Below are 15,645 nucleotides of genomic sequence, written 5' to 3'. Positions count from 1 at the left end.
CATGGGTTCCACTTTTAATGGTCTGATCGGGTTGATCATCCTCGCGCTGGATATCTGGGCGATCATCAATGTGTTCAAAAGCGGCGCGAGTACCGGCGCCAAAGTGCTGTGGATCCTGCTGATCCTGCTGCTGCCGGTGTTGGGTTTGATCATCTGGGCGATCGCCGGGCCGCGCGGTAACGTGCGGATCTGAAGATCTGCAACGTAGACGTAGCAGCTGTCGAGCCTGAGCGAGGCTGCGTTCGCGGTGTGCCTGACACACCGCAGACGCAGCCTCGCTCGGGCTCGACAGCTGCTACGGTTACTAGATCAACCAGCTGCCTTCCAGCTCCAGCAACTTCACCTTGTTTTCAATCCCGCCGCCAAACCCCACCAGTGTTCCATCGCTGCCCACCACACGGTGGCAGGGGATGATGATGGAAATCGGGTTGGCGCCATTGGCCGTGCCCACCGCGCGGATCGCCTTGGGATTTTCCAGGTACTTCGCCTGTTTGCCATAAGTCCAGGTGTGCCCATAGGGAATTCGCAACAACGCCTGCCAGACTTGCTGCTGGAAGGGCGTGCCAACCGGCGCCAGTGTCAGATCGAATACTTCCCGCCTGCGCGCAAAATACTCATCCAGTTGCCGTCTTGCTTCATCCAGCTCATTAGTTGCCAGGCGCCAGTCTGCCTGCACCGGGCTTTGATGCACGTCCATATATAAGAGGCGTAGCCCTTGCTCATCCGCTGCCAATAACAGCGGGCCGAGGGGACTTGGGTGGTAGCAATAAAACATCATGGGCAATCCAGAAGGGCAGCGGGCAAAGATACGGCGGTAAGTTGGCCGCTACAATCCCGGCTGTTTTTTGTGTGTCGAGATATTCGCTGTACAAAATTTTCACATTCCATCCAAGACAATTCGCCGGCTATTTCCCCTGTCGAGTGCTCTAAAACGAGTGCCCACCTACTGCAGGAGTGAGTAATCAATGGCGTTGCCGGCGTTGATCGGGCACCATTTGCGCCATTGCGTTCACCGTCTACCCCAGCCTGCCTGGGCGATGGCGGGGCGGCGCTGTATTCATTCGCAACTTAAACTTCCAATGGGTCCTAAAACGACATGGCAAACCCGGACGCCCTGAATCAGCAGCGAGCTTCTAATCGCTTGCTGCAACCGACCGTCAAATCCCATCTGGCGTACACGCTGCTTTGTGCCTTGATCATGATGGTGATGTTCTCCCTGCTGCGCCTGGCGCTGCTGGTCTACAACCGCGAGATGATCCTCGACACACCGGCCTCGACCTTCCTTGAAGCGTTCGCCAACGGCCTGCGCCTGGATATCCGCCTGGTGATGTACGTGCTGGTGCCGCTGCTGCTGGCCTTGTTCAGCGTGCGGGCCATGGCGGCGCGCGGGTTTTTCCGCTTGTGGCTGACGGTCGCGTCCAGCATCGCCCTGTTCCTGGGCCTGATGGAAATGGACTTCTACCGCGAATTCCACCAGCGCCTCAACGGCCTGGTCTTCCAGTATGTGAAGGAAGACCCGAAAACCGTGATGAGCATGCTCTGGTACGGTTTCCCGGTGGTGCGCTACCTGCTGGCCTGGGCCGTGGGTACGCTGATCCTGAGCATCGCCTTTAAAGGCGCCGACCGTGCAACGCGCCCACGTGGCCCGTTCAGCGGCGGCACCATCGGCACCCGCCAGGTGGCGCCGTGGTACACCCGCATCGCGGTGTTCGTGGTCTGCCTGCTGGTCGCCGTGGTCGCCATCCGTGGCACCCTGCGCCAGGGCCCGCCGCTGCGTTGGGGTGACGTGTACACCACCGACTCGAACTTTGCCAACCAGTTGGGCCTCAACGGGACCTTGTCGCTGATCGCGGCGGCGAAGGCGCGCTTCTCCGAAGAGCGCTCGAACATCTGGAAAGCCACCCTGGAACAGCCGTTGGCCACCCAGACTGTGCGCGACATGCTGGTACTGCCAACCGAGAAACTGGTCGACACCGACACCGCCGCTGTCCGCCGTGACTTCACGCCGCCGGCCGAGAAGACCCTGCCGATCAAGAACGTCGTGGTTATCCTGATGGAAAGCTTCGCCGGTCACTCGGTAGGCGCCCTGGGTCGTCCGGGCAACATCACGCCGTACTTCGACAAACTGTCCAAGGAAGGCCTGCTGTTCGACCGTTTCTTCTCCAACGGCACCCACACCCACCAGGGTATGTTCGCCACCATGGCGTGCTTCCCGAACCTGCCGGGCTTCGAATACCTGATGCAGACTCCGGAAGGCAGCCACAAGCTCTCGGGTCTGCCGCAGTTGCTCAGCGCCCGCAAGTTTGACGACGTGTATGTCTACAACGGCGATTTCGCCTGGGACAACCAGTCGGGCTTCTTCAGCAACCAGGGCATGACCAACTTCATCGGGCGTAATGACTTCGTCAACCCGGTGTTCTCGGACCCGACCTGGGGCGTGTCCGACCAGGACATGTTCAACCGTGGCCTGGAAGAGTTGAAGGCCCGTGAAGGCGGCAAGCCGTTCTATGCGCTGCTGCAAACCCTGTCCAACCACACGCCGTACGCGTTGCCGACGCCATTGCCGGTTGAGAAGGTCACCGACCGTGGCAGCCTCAACGAGCATTTGACCGCCATGCGCTACTCTGACTGGGCCTTGGGCCAGTTCTTTGAAAAGGCCCGCAAGGAGCCGTACTTCAAGGAAACCCTGTTCGTGATCGTGGGCGACCACGGCTTCGGCAACGAGCAGCAGATCACCGAGATGGACCTGGGCCGCTTCAACGTGCCGATGCTGATGATCGCACCGGGCATGCAGGAGAAGTTCGGCGAGCGTGACCACACCGTGGGCACCCAGATCGACATCGTGCCGACCATCATGGGCCGCCTGGGCGGTGACACCCTGCACCAGTGCTGGGGCCGTGACCTGCTCAACCTGCCGGAAGGCGACAAGGGCTTTGGCGTGATCAAGCCGTCGGGCAGCGACCAGACCGTCGCCTTGCTCACCGGTGATCGCGTGCTGGTCCTGCCTAAGGAAATGCCACCGAAGTTGTGGGAATACGAACTGGGCGCCAACCCGACCGGGAAGGTGATTCCAGAATCGCCGGACGAAGCTGCGTTGAAGCAGAAGCTTGAATCGTTCCTGCAGACCGCTACCAAGAGCCTGCTGGATAACACCGCAGGTGTAGTGGACGGCAAGCCGGATTAAACACCCGCGCATAAAAAAAGAGGCCTTTTTAAGGCCTCTTTTTTTTGCACGCTGGAACGCGTTATATCTTGCCGAGCAACAACAGAATCAGCAGCACTACCAACACAGTACCGAGAATACCCGATGGCCCGTAACCCCAGTTGCGTGAGTGGGGAAACACGGGAAGACCGCCGACCAGCAGGAGGATCAGAATAATGATAAGAATGAGGCTCATGTTTTGTTTTCCTTATTGTCTTCTGAAAAGACCTGTTATTTAACGAATAGGCCCGACAACTGATACGGACGCCTTAATAACTCCGACCAATGTGTTTGGCAGAAAATTCCGTGTTTTTTTAAAGCTTTTCGCTAACTTGCTTATTTCCTTTAACCCCGTTGCAAATAACCGCCCTTAGTTCAAATAAATTGAACTTGGCAGGTTTCCCGCTATCCGACCCGGCCCACGGTTTGCCTCGGGCATTCAGCAGTCTGATGGTGCGTGGGTGCAGGAAAAACCTTCGCTACACTGCGGCTCACTTCTTCCGTGAACCACAAGGCTACTTTCCTATGCAAAATCGCATGATGATCACCGGCGCCGGTTCTGGCCTGGGTCGCGAAATCGCTCTGCGCTGGGCCCGTGAGGGTTGGCAACTGGCCTTGTCGGACGTCAGCGAAGCAGGCCTGCAAGAAACCCTCAAGCTGGTGCGCCAGGCCGGCGGTGACGGTTTCACCCAGCGTTGCGACGTGCGCGACTACAGCCAGCTCACCGCCTTCGCGCAGGCCTGTGAGGAAAAGCTCGGCGGCATCGATGTGATCGTCAACAACGCCGGTGTCGCATCGGGCGGGTTCTTCAGCGAACTGTCCCTGGAAGACTGGGACTGGCAGATCGCAATCAATCTCATGGGCGTGGTCAAGGGCTGCAAGGCCTTCCTGCCACTGCTGGAGCAGAGCAAGGGCCGCATCATCAACATCGCCTCCATGGCCGCCCTGATGCAGGGCCCGGCCATGAGCAACTACAACGTGGCCAAGGCCGGCGTGGTGGCGCTTTCGGAAAGCCTGCTGGTGGAACTCAAGCAGCAGGAAGTCGGGGTGCACGTGGTGTGCCCATCCTTCTTCCAGACCAACCTCCTGGACTCGTTCCGCGGGCCGACGCCGGCGATGAAGGCCCAAGTGGGCAAGCTGCTGGAAAGCTCGCCGATCACCGCCGCACAGATCGCCGACTACATCTACCAGCAGGTGGCTGAAGGGCAATTCATGATCCTGCCCCACGAGCAGGGACGCATGGCCTGGGCACTGAAGCAGAAGAACCCGCAACTGCTGTATGACGAGATGACCGTGATGGCGGACAAGATGCGGGCCAAGGCTCAGTCGCTCAAAGCCTGAACATCGCGTTTAGTTCTGAGGCGCAATTCGCGATTTGTCATCGCTTGTCTGTAAGGCAAATTACCTGCGCGTGTAAGGCATGCCTGTTTAGCCTGAAGGCCATTGATGGCGATGGGCGGGGGGCGCATGGTCGGGGTTCGGTAACTTAAAAAGGACGAACCCCATGCTGGTATTAAGCCGCGCGGTAGGTGAAATAATTTCGGTGGGCGACCAGATCACTTTGCGCATTCTGGAAGTGAACGGCACCCAAGTGAAGCTGGGCGTGGAAGCGCCGGTGGGGGTCAATGTGCACCGGGCGGAGGTCTATCAAAAGATCCTCAGTCGCCAGGGGCAGCAGACCAACACCCATCCAGTGCCTGTGCCCAATCCCTGAGTATCAGTCGAACAGATGCTTGGGCACATCGTGCTTGAGCATCAACTGGCACTGCTCGCTCTCGGGGTCGAAGACAATCAGCGCCTGGCCCTTGGTCAATGCCTGGCGTACCCGCAGCACCCGGGTTTCCAGGGGTGTGTCGTCACCATTGTCGGTGCCGTCGCGGGTCACGAAGTCTTCGATGAGGCGGGTCAGGGTGTCGACTTCAAGTGCATCGTAGGGAATCAGCATACAAGCCTCGGCTAAGGAATCCCGGCGATGCTACTGCGCCGGGATCCGAGTTGCCAGTCTCAGGTTTTTTGACCCACCAGGCTGTCCACCGACGGCACGCGGGTATCGCTCTCCATTTGCGTGTCGTGTTCGATCTGGTGACTGAACCGGTCGAGGGAGCCTTTGGCCGGCTGTGCATCGCTGGCGAACACCGGCGGGCTGAGGATGTACGCGCCCAGCAGGCGACTCAGCGCGGCGAGGCTGTCGATGTGCGTGCGCTCATAGCCATGGGTAGCATCGCAACCGAATGCCAGCAGTGCGGTGCGAATGTCGTGGCCGGCGGTCACCGCCGAATGCGCGTCGCTGAAGTAATAGCGAAACAGGTCGCGGCGCACCGGCAACTCATTCTCCGCCGCCAGGCGCAGCAGGTGGCGGGACAGGTGATAGTCATACGGCCCGCCGGAATCCTGCATCGCCACACTCACCGCGTGTTCGCTGGAGTGCTGCTCGTGGGCCACCGGCGCAATGTCGATGCCGACGAACTCACTCACATCCCACGGCAATGCCGCGGCTGCGCCACTGCCGGTTTCTTCGGTGATGGTGAACAGCGGGTGGCAGTCGATCAGCAACGGTTGGCCGCTGTCGACAATCGCCTTGAGCGCCGCCAGCAGTGCGGCAACCCCGGCTTTATCGTCCAGGTGACGGGCGCTGATGTGGCCGCTCTCGGTGAACTCCGGCAGCGGGTCGAAGGCGACGAAATCGCCGACGCTGATGCCCAGGGAATCACAATCGGCGCGGGTGGCGCAGTAGGCGTCCAGGCGCAGTTCGATGTGGTCCCAGCTGATGGGCATTTCATCCACGGCGGTATTGAACGCGTGACCGGAGGCCATCAACGGCAACACGCTGCCACGGATCACGCCGTTATCGGTAAACAGGCTGACGCGGCTGCCTTCGGCAAAGCGGCTGGACCAGCAGCCCACGGGTGCCAGGGTCAGGCGGCCATTGTCCTTGATTGCCCGCACGGCGGCGCCGATGGTGTCCAGGTGCGCGGAGACGGCGCGGTCAGGGCTGTTTTTCTGGCCCTTGAGGGTGGCGCGGATGGTGCCGCGCCGGGTCATTTCAAAGGGAATGCCCAGTTCTTCGAGGCGCTCGGCAACGTAGCGCACGATGGTGTCGGTAAACCCGGTGGGGCTGGGAATGGCGAGCATTTCCAGCAGCACTTTTTGCAGGTAAGCGAGATCCGGTTCGGGGATGGTTCGGGTCATAAAGACTCCTGATGAGTTGAGGATGATCGTTCCCACGCTCTGCGTGGGAATGCCTCATGGGACGCTCTGCGTCCGCTCTTGTGACGCGCAGCGTCACGGGCTGCGTTCCCACGCAGAGCGTGGGAACGATCATTCACGCCGTCGGCTGGCTATGGGGAAACAGCAGGTCCACGAACTTTTCAGCCGTCGGCTGCGGTTCATGGTTGGCCAGCCCGGCCCGTTCGTTGGCTTCGATAAAGACGTAGTCCGGTTGGTCGGCGGCCGGCACCATCAGGTCCAGGCCCACCATGGGAATGTCCAGGGCCCGGGCGGCGCGCACGGCGGCGTCCACCAGGGTCGGGTGGAGGATGGCGGTCACGTCCTCCAGGCAACCACCAGTGTGCAGGTTGGCGGTACGCCGCACCGCCAGGCGTTCGCCACGGGGCAGGATGCTGCTGTAGTCGTACCCGGCAGCGTGCAGCGTGCGTTGGGTTTCGTGGTCCAGGGGGATTTTGCTTTCGCCATCGGTGGCAGCCTGGCGCCGGCGGCTCTGGGCCTCGATCAACGCGCCGATGGAGTGCTGGCCATCGCCGGTGACTTCCGCCGGGCGGCGAATGGCAGCAGCGACTACTTCAAAACCGATCACCAGAATCCGCAGGTCGAGGCCTTCGTGGAAGCTTTCCAGCAGTACACGCGAGTCGAACTGGCGTGCAGCCTCAATCGCTTTCTGCACATCCTCGATCGTCTGCAAATCCACCGCCACACCCTGGCCTTGTTCACCGTCCAGCGGCTTGACCACGACGCGCTGGTGCTCGTCGAGAAACTCCAGGTTGTCATCGGCACTGCCGGCCAATTGCTGGGCCGGAAGGTTCAAGCCGGCAGCCTTGAACACCTTGTGGGTCAGGCTCTTGTCCTGGCACAAGGTCATGCTGATGGCGCTGGTCAGGTCGCTCAATGACTCGCGGCAGCGCACCCGGCGGCCACCATGGCTCAGGGTAAACAGCCCGGCATCGGCATCGTCCACCTGCACATCAATCCCGCGCCGATGAGCTTCCTCGACGATGATCCGCGCATAGGGATTGAACTCCGCCTGCGGGCCGGGGCCGAGGAACAGCGGCTGGTTGATCCCGTTCTTGCGCTTGATGGCGAAGGTGGTCAGTGCGCGAAAGCCGAGCTTGGCGTAGAGACTTTTTGCCTGGCGGTTGTCGTGCAGCACTGACAGGTCAAGGTAGCTCAGGCCACGGCTCATGAAGTGTTCGATCAAGTGGCGCACCAACACTTCACCCACACCGGGGCGGGTGCATTGCGGGTCCACCGCCAGGCACCAGAGACTGCAACCGTTCTCCGGGTCGTGGAAGGCTTTCTGGTGGTTCAGGCCCATCACGCTGCCGATCACCGCGCCGCTGTCTTCGTCCTCGGCCAGCCAATACACCGGACCGCCTTGATGACGTGGAGTCAGCAGCGCCGGGTCCACCGGCAACATGCCGCGCCCCTGGTACAGCTGGTTCACCGCCTGCCAGTCCGCCTCGCTTTGTACCCGACGAATCCGAAACCCACGAAACACACGGGTCGCGGGACGATAGTCGGTGAACCACAGGCGCAAGGTGTCGGACGGGTCGAGAAACAACTGCTGGGGATCAATCCCGAGGATCTGCTGTGGCGCCGCCACATACAGCGCGATATCCCGCTCGCCGGGCTGCTCGTTGAGCAACTCCAGGGCCAGGCTCGCGGGGTCCGGAAAAGTGTGGCCGATCAACAGCCGACCCCAACCGCAATGCACGGCAATCGGCGTGGGGTCCAGTGCGCTGCCGTCTTCGGCGAAGCGGGCTTGCAGGCGCTCGTAGGAGGGCGCCTGGCCCCGCAGCAAGCGTTGGCTGTAAGCCGTGGCATGAGGTTTCATGAATCAGATTCCTTGTTCGCTGAGCCACAGGTTCAGCGCCGCCAGTTGCCACAGCTTGGAGCCGCGCAACGGGGTCAATTGGCCTTGGGGATCGGTGAGCAGGCGGTCGAGCATGGCCGGGTTGAACAGGCCGCGATCCTGGCTTGGGTCCAGCAACAGGTCGCGCACCCAGCTCAAGGTGTCGCCCTGCAAATGCTTGAGGCCGGGCACCGGGAAATAACCTTTCTTGCGGTCGATGACTTCGCTCGGGATCACCCGGCGCGCGGCTTCCTTGAGCACTTGCTTGCCGCCGTCCGGCAGTTTGAATTTACCCGGCACGCGGGCCGACAGTTCCACCAGGCGGTAGTCGAGAAACGGCGTGCGCGCTTCCAGGCCCCAGGCCATGGTCATGTTGTCGACGCGCTTGACCGGGTCATCCACCAGCATCACGGTGCTGTCCAGGCGCAGGGCTTTGTCCACGGCCGCATCGGCGCCGGGCTGGGCGAAATGCTCGCGCACGAAGTCACCGGCGGCGTCATTCGCGGTCAGCCATTTCGGCGCGACGGTGGCGGCGTAGTCGTCGTAGCTGCGGTCGAAGAACGCATCGCGGTAGGCGGCATACGGGTCGCTGGCGCCGTCCACTTGCGGGTACCAGTGGTAACCGGCGAACAGTTCATCGGCGCCCTGGCCGCTCTGCACCACCTTGCAGTGCTTGGCGACTTCCCGGGACAGCAGGTAGAAGGCGATGCAGTCATGGCTGACCATCGGCTCGCTCATGGCGCGGAACGCAGCCGGCAATTGCTCGATGATTTCGCTTTCGGCGATGCGCAGTTGATGGTGCCGGGTGCCGTAATGCTTGGCGATCAAGTCCGAATATTGGAACTCGTCGCCGCGCTCGCCACCGGCGTCTTCAAAGCCGATGGAGAAGGTCGACAGGTCCTGCACGCCGACTTCGCGCAACAGGCCCACCAGCATGCTGGAGTCGACACCGCCGGAAAGCAGCACGCCCACGTCCACTGCCGCCCGCTGACGAATCGCCACGGCTTCGCGGGTGCTGTCGAGCACACGGTCGGTCCAGTCTTCGAGCGTCAGGTTGGCTTCATCGGCGTGAGGGCCGTAGGGCAGGGTCCACCAGGTTTTCTGTTCAGTCTTGCCGTCGGCGTCGATGCGCATCCACGACGCAGGCGGCAGTTTTTCAATGCCCGCCAGCAAGGTGCGCGGCGCAGGCACCACGGCGTGGAAATTCAGGTAGTGATTGAGGGCCACCGGATCGAGGATCGGGTTGATATCGCCACCCTTGAGCAGCGCCGGCAATGCCGAAGCAAAACGCAGGCGCTGGCCGGTGCGCGACAGGTACAGCGGCTTCACGCCGAGGCGGTCACGGGCGATAAACAGGCGCTTAGCATCGCGCTCCCAGATGGCGAAGGCGAACATCCCGTTGAGCTTGGGCAGCAAGGCTTCGCCCCAGGCGTGGTAGCCCTTGAGCAGCACTTCGGTGTCGCCACCGGAATAGAAGGCGTAGCCCAGGGCTTCCAGCTCTTCACGCAATTCCGGGAAGTTATAGATCGCGCCGTTGAACGCCAGGGACAGGCCCAGTTGGGCGTCGACCATCGGTTGGGCGGAGCCGTCCGACAGGTCCATGATTTTCAGGCGTCGATGGCCCAGGGCAATCGGCCCTTGAGCATGGAAGCCCCACGCGTCAGGACCGCGTGGCGCCAAGTGATGGGTGATTCGTTCCACCGCTGCCAGGTCGGCAGGTTGGTGATCGAAACGTAACTCTCCAGCTAATCCGCACATAAATTCCTTACCGGTTTTTCCGTTGGGGAGGGATAGAAATGCAGCCCGCCAAAACGGCGGGTACCCAGAGACTGACCCGGGTAAATTGTGGGAGTTTTAGAACAATACGTTATAAGGCAATGAGCCTTGACGGGCTGGGGGCCCGTCTTGGCCCTCAGGATTTGCTTGGGTTACCGCGAATCAGCGCCCGCAGTGCGAACCGATTGGGGTGACAGGCTTCGCTGACACTGCGCGGCAGCGGCAGCGGCTCATTGTCGAGCCAGGCGGCCAGCAGCTCTGCGCAGAGGGGCGCGGTGACCAAGCCGCGTGAGCCATGGCCACTGTTGATATACAGGCCGTGCAACCAGGGGCATGGTGCATCCGGGACGTGCCGGGCGTCTTTGCTGAGGGCGGCGTAGGTCTGATCAAACATCTCGCGTTCCGCCAGCGGCCCGACGATCGGCAAGTAGTCCGGGCTGGTGCAGCGGAACGCGGCGCGGCCCTCGAGCTGTTCGGGTGCCAGGCTGTCGGCGCCCAGGCGTTGCAGCAGGTCGGGGGAGATTTCCCGCAGCATCTCGAGGTTGCCGACGTGCTCGGCCACCGTGGGCGTAAGGTCGTCGCTCTTGAAGTCAAAGCTGGCGCCGAGGGTGTGCTCGCCCAGGCGTGGCGGGGCGACGTAACCCTCGGCGCACACCACCGTGGCCAACGCCTGGCTTTGCGTTGTTTGCGGCAGCCGGGTGATTTGCCCGCGGATGCGTTTGAGGGGGAGGTCAGCGCTGAAGGAAAACCGCTTGATCTCGGCGGCACCGGCCAGCACTACCACGCTGGCCTGCGCCAGAACCGTATCGCCCTGCAGCGCCTGCCACTCACCGTCGACCTGCTTAAGCTCAAGGGCGTCATGGTGCTGCAGCACCTCGATCAGCGGGTGCCTGGCTTGCCACTGGCACAGCGCGGGCGGGTGTACCCAGCCGCCCTCGGGGAAGAACAAGCCCCCTTGCTCCAGGGTTATTCCGGCACGCGCCTGGGCCTGCTCTTTATCCAGCAGGTGCAACAGGTCCGGGGCAAAAGCGCTGGCCAGCTGTGCCTGGCGCTCGGCTTCCTTGGCATTGAAGGCCAGTTGCAGCACGCCGCAGCCATCCCAGTCCACGCCACGTTGCAGGTGTTCCAGCAGGCGCCGCGTGTGGCCGAAACCGCTGAGAATCAATTGCGACAGTGCCGTGCCGTGGGCTGAAAGCTTGAGGTACAACACCCCTTGCGGGTTACCGGAGGCTTCCTGTGCGAGCGCTGCGTGGCGTTCCAGCAAGCTGACCCGCCAGCCCCGTGCCGCCATGCTGGCGGCCGTGGCGCAACCGGCCAGGCCACCGCCGATGACGAGCGCGTGGCGCTCACCAGCAACAGCAGGCGGGCGCGCAAACCAGGGTTTTGTCGCGGGCGGTACGGGCGTTTCAGTGGGCCAGCCGAGAAACTCACCCCGCAGGATTTCCCACTTGTGGCCGATGCCCGGGGTGCGCTTCATCTTGAACCCGGCCCCATTGATCAGCCGGCGCACCCAGCCGGTGCTGGTGAAGGTGCTGATGGTCGAGCCCGGCGCCGCCAGCCGTGCCAGTTCGGCGAACAGCTCGGCAGTCCACATGTCCGGGTTTTTGGCCGGGGCGAAACCGTCGAGGAACCAGGCGTCGACCTGAGCGTCCAGCTGTGGCAATTGCTCCAGGGCATCGCCGATCAACAGGGTCAGGGTGACGCGACCGTTATCCAGCACCAGCCGCTGGAAGCCCTGATGGATCGCGATGTACTGCGCCAGCAGTTGCTCGGAGAACGGTGCAAGTTCCGGCCAGAGGGCGAGGGCGCGTTGCAGGTCGGCGTGGCTCAGCGGGTACTTTTCCACGCTGACAAAATGCAGGCGTGCGCCCGGCACTGCGTGCTGTTCGAACAGTTGCCAGGCGCACAAAAAATTCAGGCCGGTGCCGAAGCCGGTCTCACCAATCACCAAGCGCCCACCCACCGGCAGCGCAGCAAAACGCTCCTGTAAACGGTTCTGTTCAAGGAACACGTAGCGGGTTTCTTCAAGGCCCGACTTGTCGGAGAAGTACACGTCGTCGAACACCCGCGAGTGCGGGCGACCTTGGTCATCCCAGTCGAGCTGGGCGTGGGATACGGGGTTCATGGGCGGCTCATAAAATACGGCAGGCAAAGACAAGGCGGCCATTCTAGCTGATCAACAGGGGTGTCATTGATCCATGACAACCGGGTGTGAAATTTCCTCCGGCGCTGCACCGTCCAATCCGCTAGTCTTGCCTCATTCTGGAACGGAGCCGCCCATGTTCGAATCTGCCGAAATCGGTCACGCCATCGACAAAGACACCTACGACGCCGAAGTGCCGGCCTTACGCGAAGCCCTGCTGGAAGTGCAGTACGAACTGCAGCAGCAGAAGCGCTTCCCGGTGATCATCCTGATCAATGGCATCGAAGGCGCCGGCAAGGGCGAAACCGTCAAGTTGCTGAATGAATGGATGGACCCGCGCCTGATCGAAGTACGCACCTTCGACCAGCAGACCGACGAAGAACTGGCCCGCCCGCCGGCGTGGCGCTACTGGCGCCAGCTGCCGGCGAAAGGCCGCATGGGGATCTTTTTTGGCAACTGGTACAGCCAGATGCTGCAGAGTCGCGTGCATGGCGAGATCAAGGATGCGCGGCTCGACCAGGCCATCGCCGGTGCCGAGCGCCTGGAAAAGATGCTGTGTGACGAAGGCGCGCTGATCTTCAAGTTCTGGTTTCACCTGTCCAAAAAGCAGATGAAATCCCGGCTCAAAGCCTTGCAGGATGACCCGCTGCACAGCTGGCGCATCAGCCCGCTGGACTGGCAGCAGTCAAAGACCTACGACAAGTTTGTGCATTTCGGTGAGCGGATCCTGCGCCGCACCAGCCGTGACTATGCGCCGTGGTACGTGATCGAGGGGGTCGATGCACACTACCGCGGGCTGACCGTCGGCAAGATCCTGCTCGAAGGCCTGCAAAACGCCTTGAAAGTGCCCAAGGGTAAAGTCAGCGGCATGAACCCGGCGCCGCTGCCGTCGGCGGTTGACCAGATGAGCTTGCTGAACAGCCTGGACATGAGCCTGAGCCTTGAAAAGGACGATTACGAAGAACAACTGATTACCGAACAGGCGCGGTTCTCCGGGCTGATGCGCGACAAGCGCATGCGCAAACACGCGTTGGTGACGGTATTTGAAGGCAACGACGCGGCAGGCAAGGGCGGTGCTATCCGCCGCGTGGCGGCAGCCCTCGATCCCCGGCAGTACCACATCGTACCGATTGCCGCGCCCAGCGAAGACGAACGCGCCCAGCCTTACTTGTGGCGTTTCTGGCAGAAAATTCCGGCGCGGGGCATGTTCACCGTGTTCGACCGCTCCTGGTACGGCCGGGTGCTGGTGGAACGCATCGAAGGCTTCTGCACGCCGACGGACTGGATGCGCGCCTACGGCGAGATCAACGACTTTGAAGAGCAACTGCGGGATGCCGGGGTGATCGTGGTCAAGTTCTGGCTGGCGATCGACAAGCAGACGCAGCTGGAGCGGTTCCAGGCCCGCGAGGAAATCCCGTTCAAACGCTTCAAGATCACCGAGGATGACTGGCGCAATCGCGACAAGTGGGACGACTACCGGGCGGCGGTGGGCGACATGGTGGACCGCACCAGCACCGAGATTGCCCCGTGGACGCTGGTCGAGGCGAATGACAAGCGCTGGGCGCGGGTGAAGGTGTTGCGCACCATCAACCGGGCGCTGGAGGAAGCGTTCGACAAGACGGACAAGCACGACAAGAAGTACAAGAAGTACAAGAAGAAGTAACGCCATGCTTTTGCATACGCGGGATGAATGATTGTCGCGGTTGAAGAGGGCGGGATCTATGCTCGATCCATCTCTCAACAACCCCAACAATAGAGGTAGCCCATGCGTGAAGTAGTGATCGTCGACAGCGTGCGAACCGGCCTGGCCAAGTCCTTTCGCGGCAAGTTCAACCAGACCCGTCCCGATGACATGGCTGCCCATTGCGTCAACGCGCTGCTGACCCGCAACGGCATCGACCCGGCCACGGTCGAGGATTGCATCGTCGGTGCCGGCTCCAACGAAGGTGCCCAGGGCTACAACATCGGCCGCAATGTGGCGGTGTTGTCGCAGCTGGGCACCGGTACGGCGGGGATGACCCTTAACCGTTTCTGTTCCTCGGGCTTGCAGGCGATTGCCATTGCGGCCAACCAGATTGCGTCCGGTTGCAGCGACATCATCGTGGCCGGCGGGGTTGAGTCCATCAGCTTGACCATGAAAAGCGTGAACACCGATAACCTGATCAATCCGTTGCTCAAGGAGCAGGTGCCGGGTATTTATTTCCCTATGGGGCAGACCGCTGAAATCGTTGCGCGGCGGTATCACGTGAGTCGTGAAGAGCAGGATTTGTATGCGCTGCAAAGCCAGCAGCGTACGGCTCAGGCCCAGGCTGACGGGTTGTTCGATGATGAAATTGTGCCGATGGCGGTGAAGTATAAGGTCGAGGACAAGAATACCGGCGCGGTGCAGGTGTTGGATGGGGTGGTGGACCGTGATGACTGCAATCGTCCGGATACCACCTTGGCCAGTCTTGCGGGGTTGAAGCCGGTGTTTGCCGAGGATGGGTCGGTGACGGCGGGGAATTCGTCGCAGTTGTCTGATGGGGCTTCCATGACACTGGTGATGAGCCTGGAGAAGGCTCTGGAATTGGAGCTCAAGCCTAAGGCGTTTTTCCGTGGGTTTACGGTGGCGGGGTGTGAGCCGGATGAGATGGGGATTGGGCCGGTGTTTTCGGTGCCCAAGTTGCTCAAGGCTCGCGGGCTGGCGGTGGCGGATATTGATTTGTGGGAGCTGAATGAGGCGTTTGCTTCGCAGTGTCTGTATGCGCGTAATCGGCTGGAAATTGATAACGCCAAGTACAACGTCAACGGCGGGTCGATTTCCATCGGGCATCCGTTTGGGATGACGGGGTCGCGGCAGGTGGGGCACCTGGTGCGTGAGTTGCAGCGGCGTCAGTTGCGTTACGGCATTGTCACTATGTGCGTTGGGGGTGGGATGGGGGCTACTGGGTTGTTTGAGGCGGTGCGGTAGGTTGGGGGGCATATCCGTTATTTAGGTAACGGCCACCTATGGTTTCGCTCTTACAGCGAGTCACTTTGCAAAAGCGGCAAAGCAACCAAAACGCTCTGCCCCGCCTGTCGGCACCTCGCCTAGGCTCGGTGTTCCCTCACTCCGGCATTGTTCCGCGGGCCGCCGCGACGGGCCATCCATGGCCCGGCGCGGCTAAACCGGCGTCCTGCCGGTTTACCCGCTCCGCACTGCCTGCGTTCGGCCTCGGGCTTATTGGGGCAGTCAGATCAAAATCAAAAGCAGATCAAAAGCAGAGCACAGCGGCCTCCCGGCCGGCTTGAGTGTTAAAAGCAGAGGCAAGATCCAGAGCGAAAGCCAAATCTGAAGCGGATGCAGCTCTGCTTTTCTGTGGGAGCTGGCTTGCCTGCGATGCGGACACCTCGGTTTTTCAGATACACCGAGGCGATGCCATCGCAGGCAAGCCAGCTCCCACATTTGACCGTGCCCGC

The 15,645-nt window shown here is 61.5% G+C and carries 13 protein-coding genes; 6 read left to right on the top strand and 7 right to left on the bottom strand.

All coding sequences use genetic code 11. The features are described 5' to 3' along the window. Position 1: 1 nt before the first annotated feature. Entirely contained in the window at positions 2-193 is a 192-nt protein-coding gene (locus K0H47_RS01780) for a PLDc N-terminal domain-containing protein (protein ID WP_003172956.1), read from the top strand. Positions 194-304: 111 nt separating this feature from the next. On the opposite strand, the gene K0H47_RS01775 is transcribed toward K0H47_RS01780, so the two are convergent. Then, positions 305-775: a methylated-DNA--[protein]-cysteine S-methyltransferase gene (locus tag K0H47_RS01775; RefSeq protein WP_177027327.1), complete on the bottom strand. Its 471-nt coding sequence runs from the start codon at positions 773-775 to the stop codon at positions 305-307. A gap of 321 nt (positions 776-1,096) precedes the next feature. Here K0H47_RS01775 and K0H47_RS01770 point away from each other — a divergent pair, with 321 nt between their 5' ends. Next, positions 1,097-3,184, top strand: a complete 2,088-nt coding sequence (locus K0H47_RS01770) for an LTA synthase family protein (protein WP_063031970.1) — start codon at positions 1,097-1,099, stop codon at positions 3,182-3,184. 61 nt (positions 3,185-3,245) lie between these two features. Here the strand turns inward: K0H47_RS01770 and K0H47_RS01765 are convergent, their stop codons facing one another. Continuing rightward, entirely contained in the window at positions 3,246-3,398 is a 153-nt protein-coding gene (locus tag K0H47_RS01765; RefSeq protein WP_003216767.1) for a DUF3309 family protein, read from the bottom strand. A gap of 329 nt (positions 3,399-3,727) precedes the next feature. Between K0H47_RS01765 and K0H47_RS01760 the strand changes: the two genes are divergently transcribed. Both K0H47_RS01760 and csrA read left to right on the top strand, forming a co-directional pair. Further along, the gene (locus K0H47_RS01760) at positions 3,728-4,543 is read left to right on the top strand and encodes an SDR family oxidoreductase (protein WP_063031967.1); all 816 of its coding nucleotides are present in this window, start codon (positions 3,728-3,730) and stop codon (positions 4,541-4,543) included. Positions 4,544-4,706: 163 nt separating this feature from the next. Continuing rightward, complete coding sequence (csrA, locus tag K0H47_RS01755; protein ID WP_063031965.1) at positions 4,707-4,916, top strand: carbon storage regulator CsrA; 210 nt, start codon at positions 4,707-4,709, stop codon at positions 4,914-4,916. Positions 4,917-4,919: 3 nt separating this feature from the next. Here csrA and K0H47_RS01750 read toward each other — a convergent pair whose 3' ends face one another. The 5 genes from K0H47_RS01750 to mnmC all read right to left on the bottom strand — a co-directional run bounded on the left by K0H47_RS01750 (position 4,920) and on the right by mnmC (position 12,189). Next, positions 4,920-5,147 (bottom strand): YheU family protein, encoded by a 228-nt coding sequence (locus K0H47_RS01750; RefSeq protein ID WP_003192759.1) that lies wholly within the window; start codon positions 5,145-5,147, stop codon positions 4,920-4,922. Between the two features lie 59 nt (positions 5,148-5,206). Further along, complete coding sequence (locus K0H47_RS01745; RefSeq protein ID WP_003216760.1) at positions 5,207-6,391, bottom strand: osmoprotectant NAGGN system M42 family peptidase; 1,185 nt, start codon at positions 6,389-6,391, stop codon at positions 5,207-5,209. A gap of 133 nt (positions 6,392-6,524) precedes the next feature. Then, complete coding sequence (gene ngg / locus K0H47_RS01740) at positions 6,525-8,270, bottom strand: N-acetylglutaminylglutamine synthetase (RefSeq protein WP_219271819.1); 1,746 nt, start codon at positions 8,268-8,270, stop codon at positions 6,525-6,527. A gap of 3 nt (positions 8,271-8,273) precedes the next feature. Continuing rightward, a complete protein-coding gene (locus K0H47_RS01735) occupies positions 8,274-10,046 on the bottom strand; it encodes an N-acetylglutaminylglutamine amidotransferase (protein ID WP_063031962.1) in 1,773 nt (590 codons plus the stop codon). Between the two features lie 154 nt (positions 10,047-10,200). Continuing rightward, positions 10,201-12,189 carry a bifunctional tRNA (5-methylaminomethyl-2-thiouridine)(34)-methyltransferase MnmD/FAD-dependent 5-carboxymethylaminomethyl-2-thiouridine(34) oxidoreductase MnmC gene (gene mnmC / locus K0H47_RS01730; protein WP_219271817.1) on the bottom strand — a complete coding sequence of 663 codons (1,989 nt, stop codon included), beginning with the start codon at positions 12,187-12,189 and terminating at the stop codon, positions 10,201-10,203. A 154-nt stretch (positions 12,190-12,343) separates the two neighbouring features. Here mnmC and pap point away from each other — a divergent pair, with 154 nt between their 5' ends. Beyond that, entirely contained in the window at positions 12,344-13,870 is a 1,527-nt protein-coding gene (gene pap, locus K0H47_RS01725; RefSeq protein ID WP_219271815.1) for a polyphosphate:AMP phosphotransferase, read from the top strand. Positions 13,871-13,972: 102 nt separating this feature from the next. Next, positions 13,973-15,157, top strand: coding sequence for a thiolase family protein (locus K0H47_RS01720; protein WP_219271813.1), 1,185 nt, complete (start codon positions 13,973-13,975; stop codon positions 15,155-15,157). The last annotated feature ends 488 nt before the right edge of the window (positions 15,158-15,645 follow it).

Source organism: Pseudomonas sp. Xaverov 83 (assembly GCF_019352905.1).
Lineage (GTDB): Bacteria > Pseudomonadota > Gammaproteobacteria > Pseudomonadales > Pseudomonadaceae > Aquipseudomonas > Aquipseudomonas yamanorum.
The sequence above is the reverse complement of the archived record's forward strand: the minus strand, read 5'-3'. Positions and strand labels throughout refer to the sequence as shown.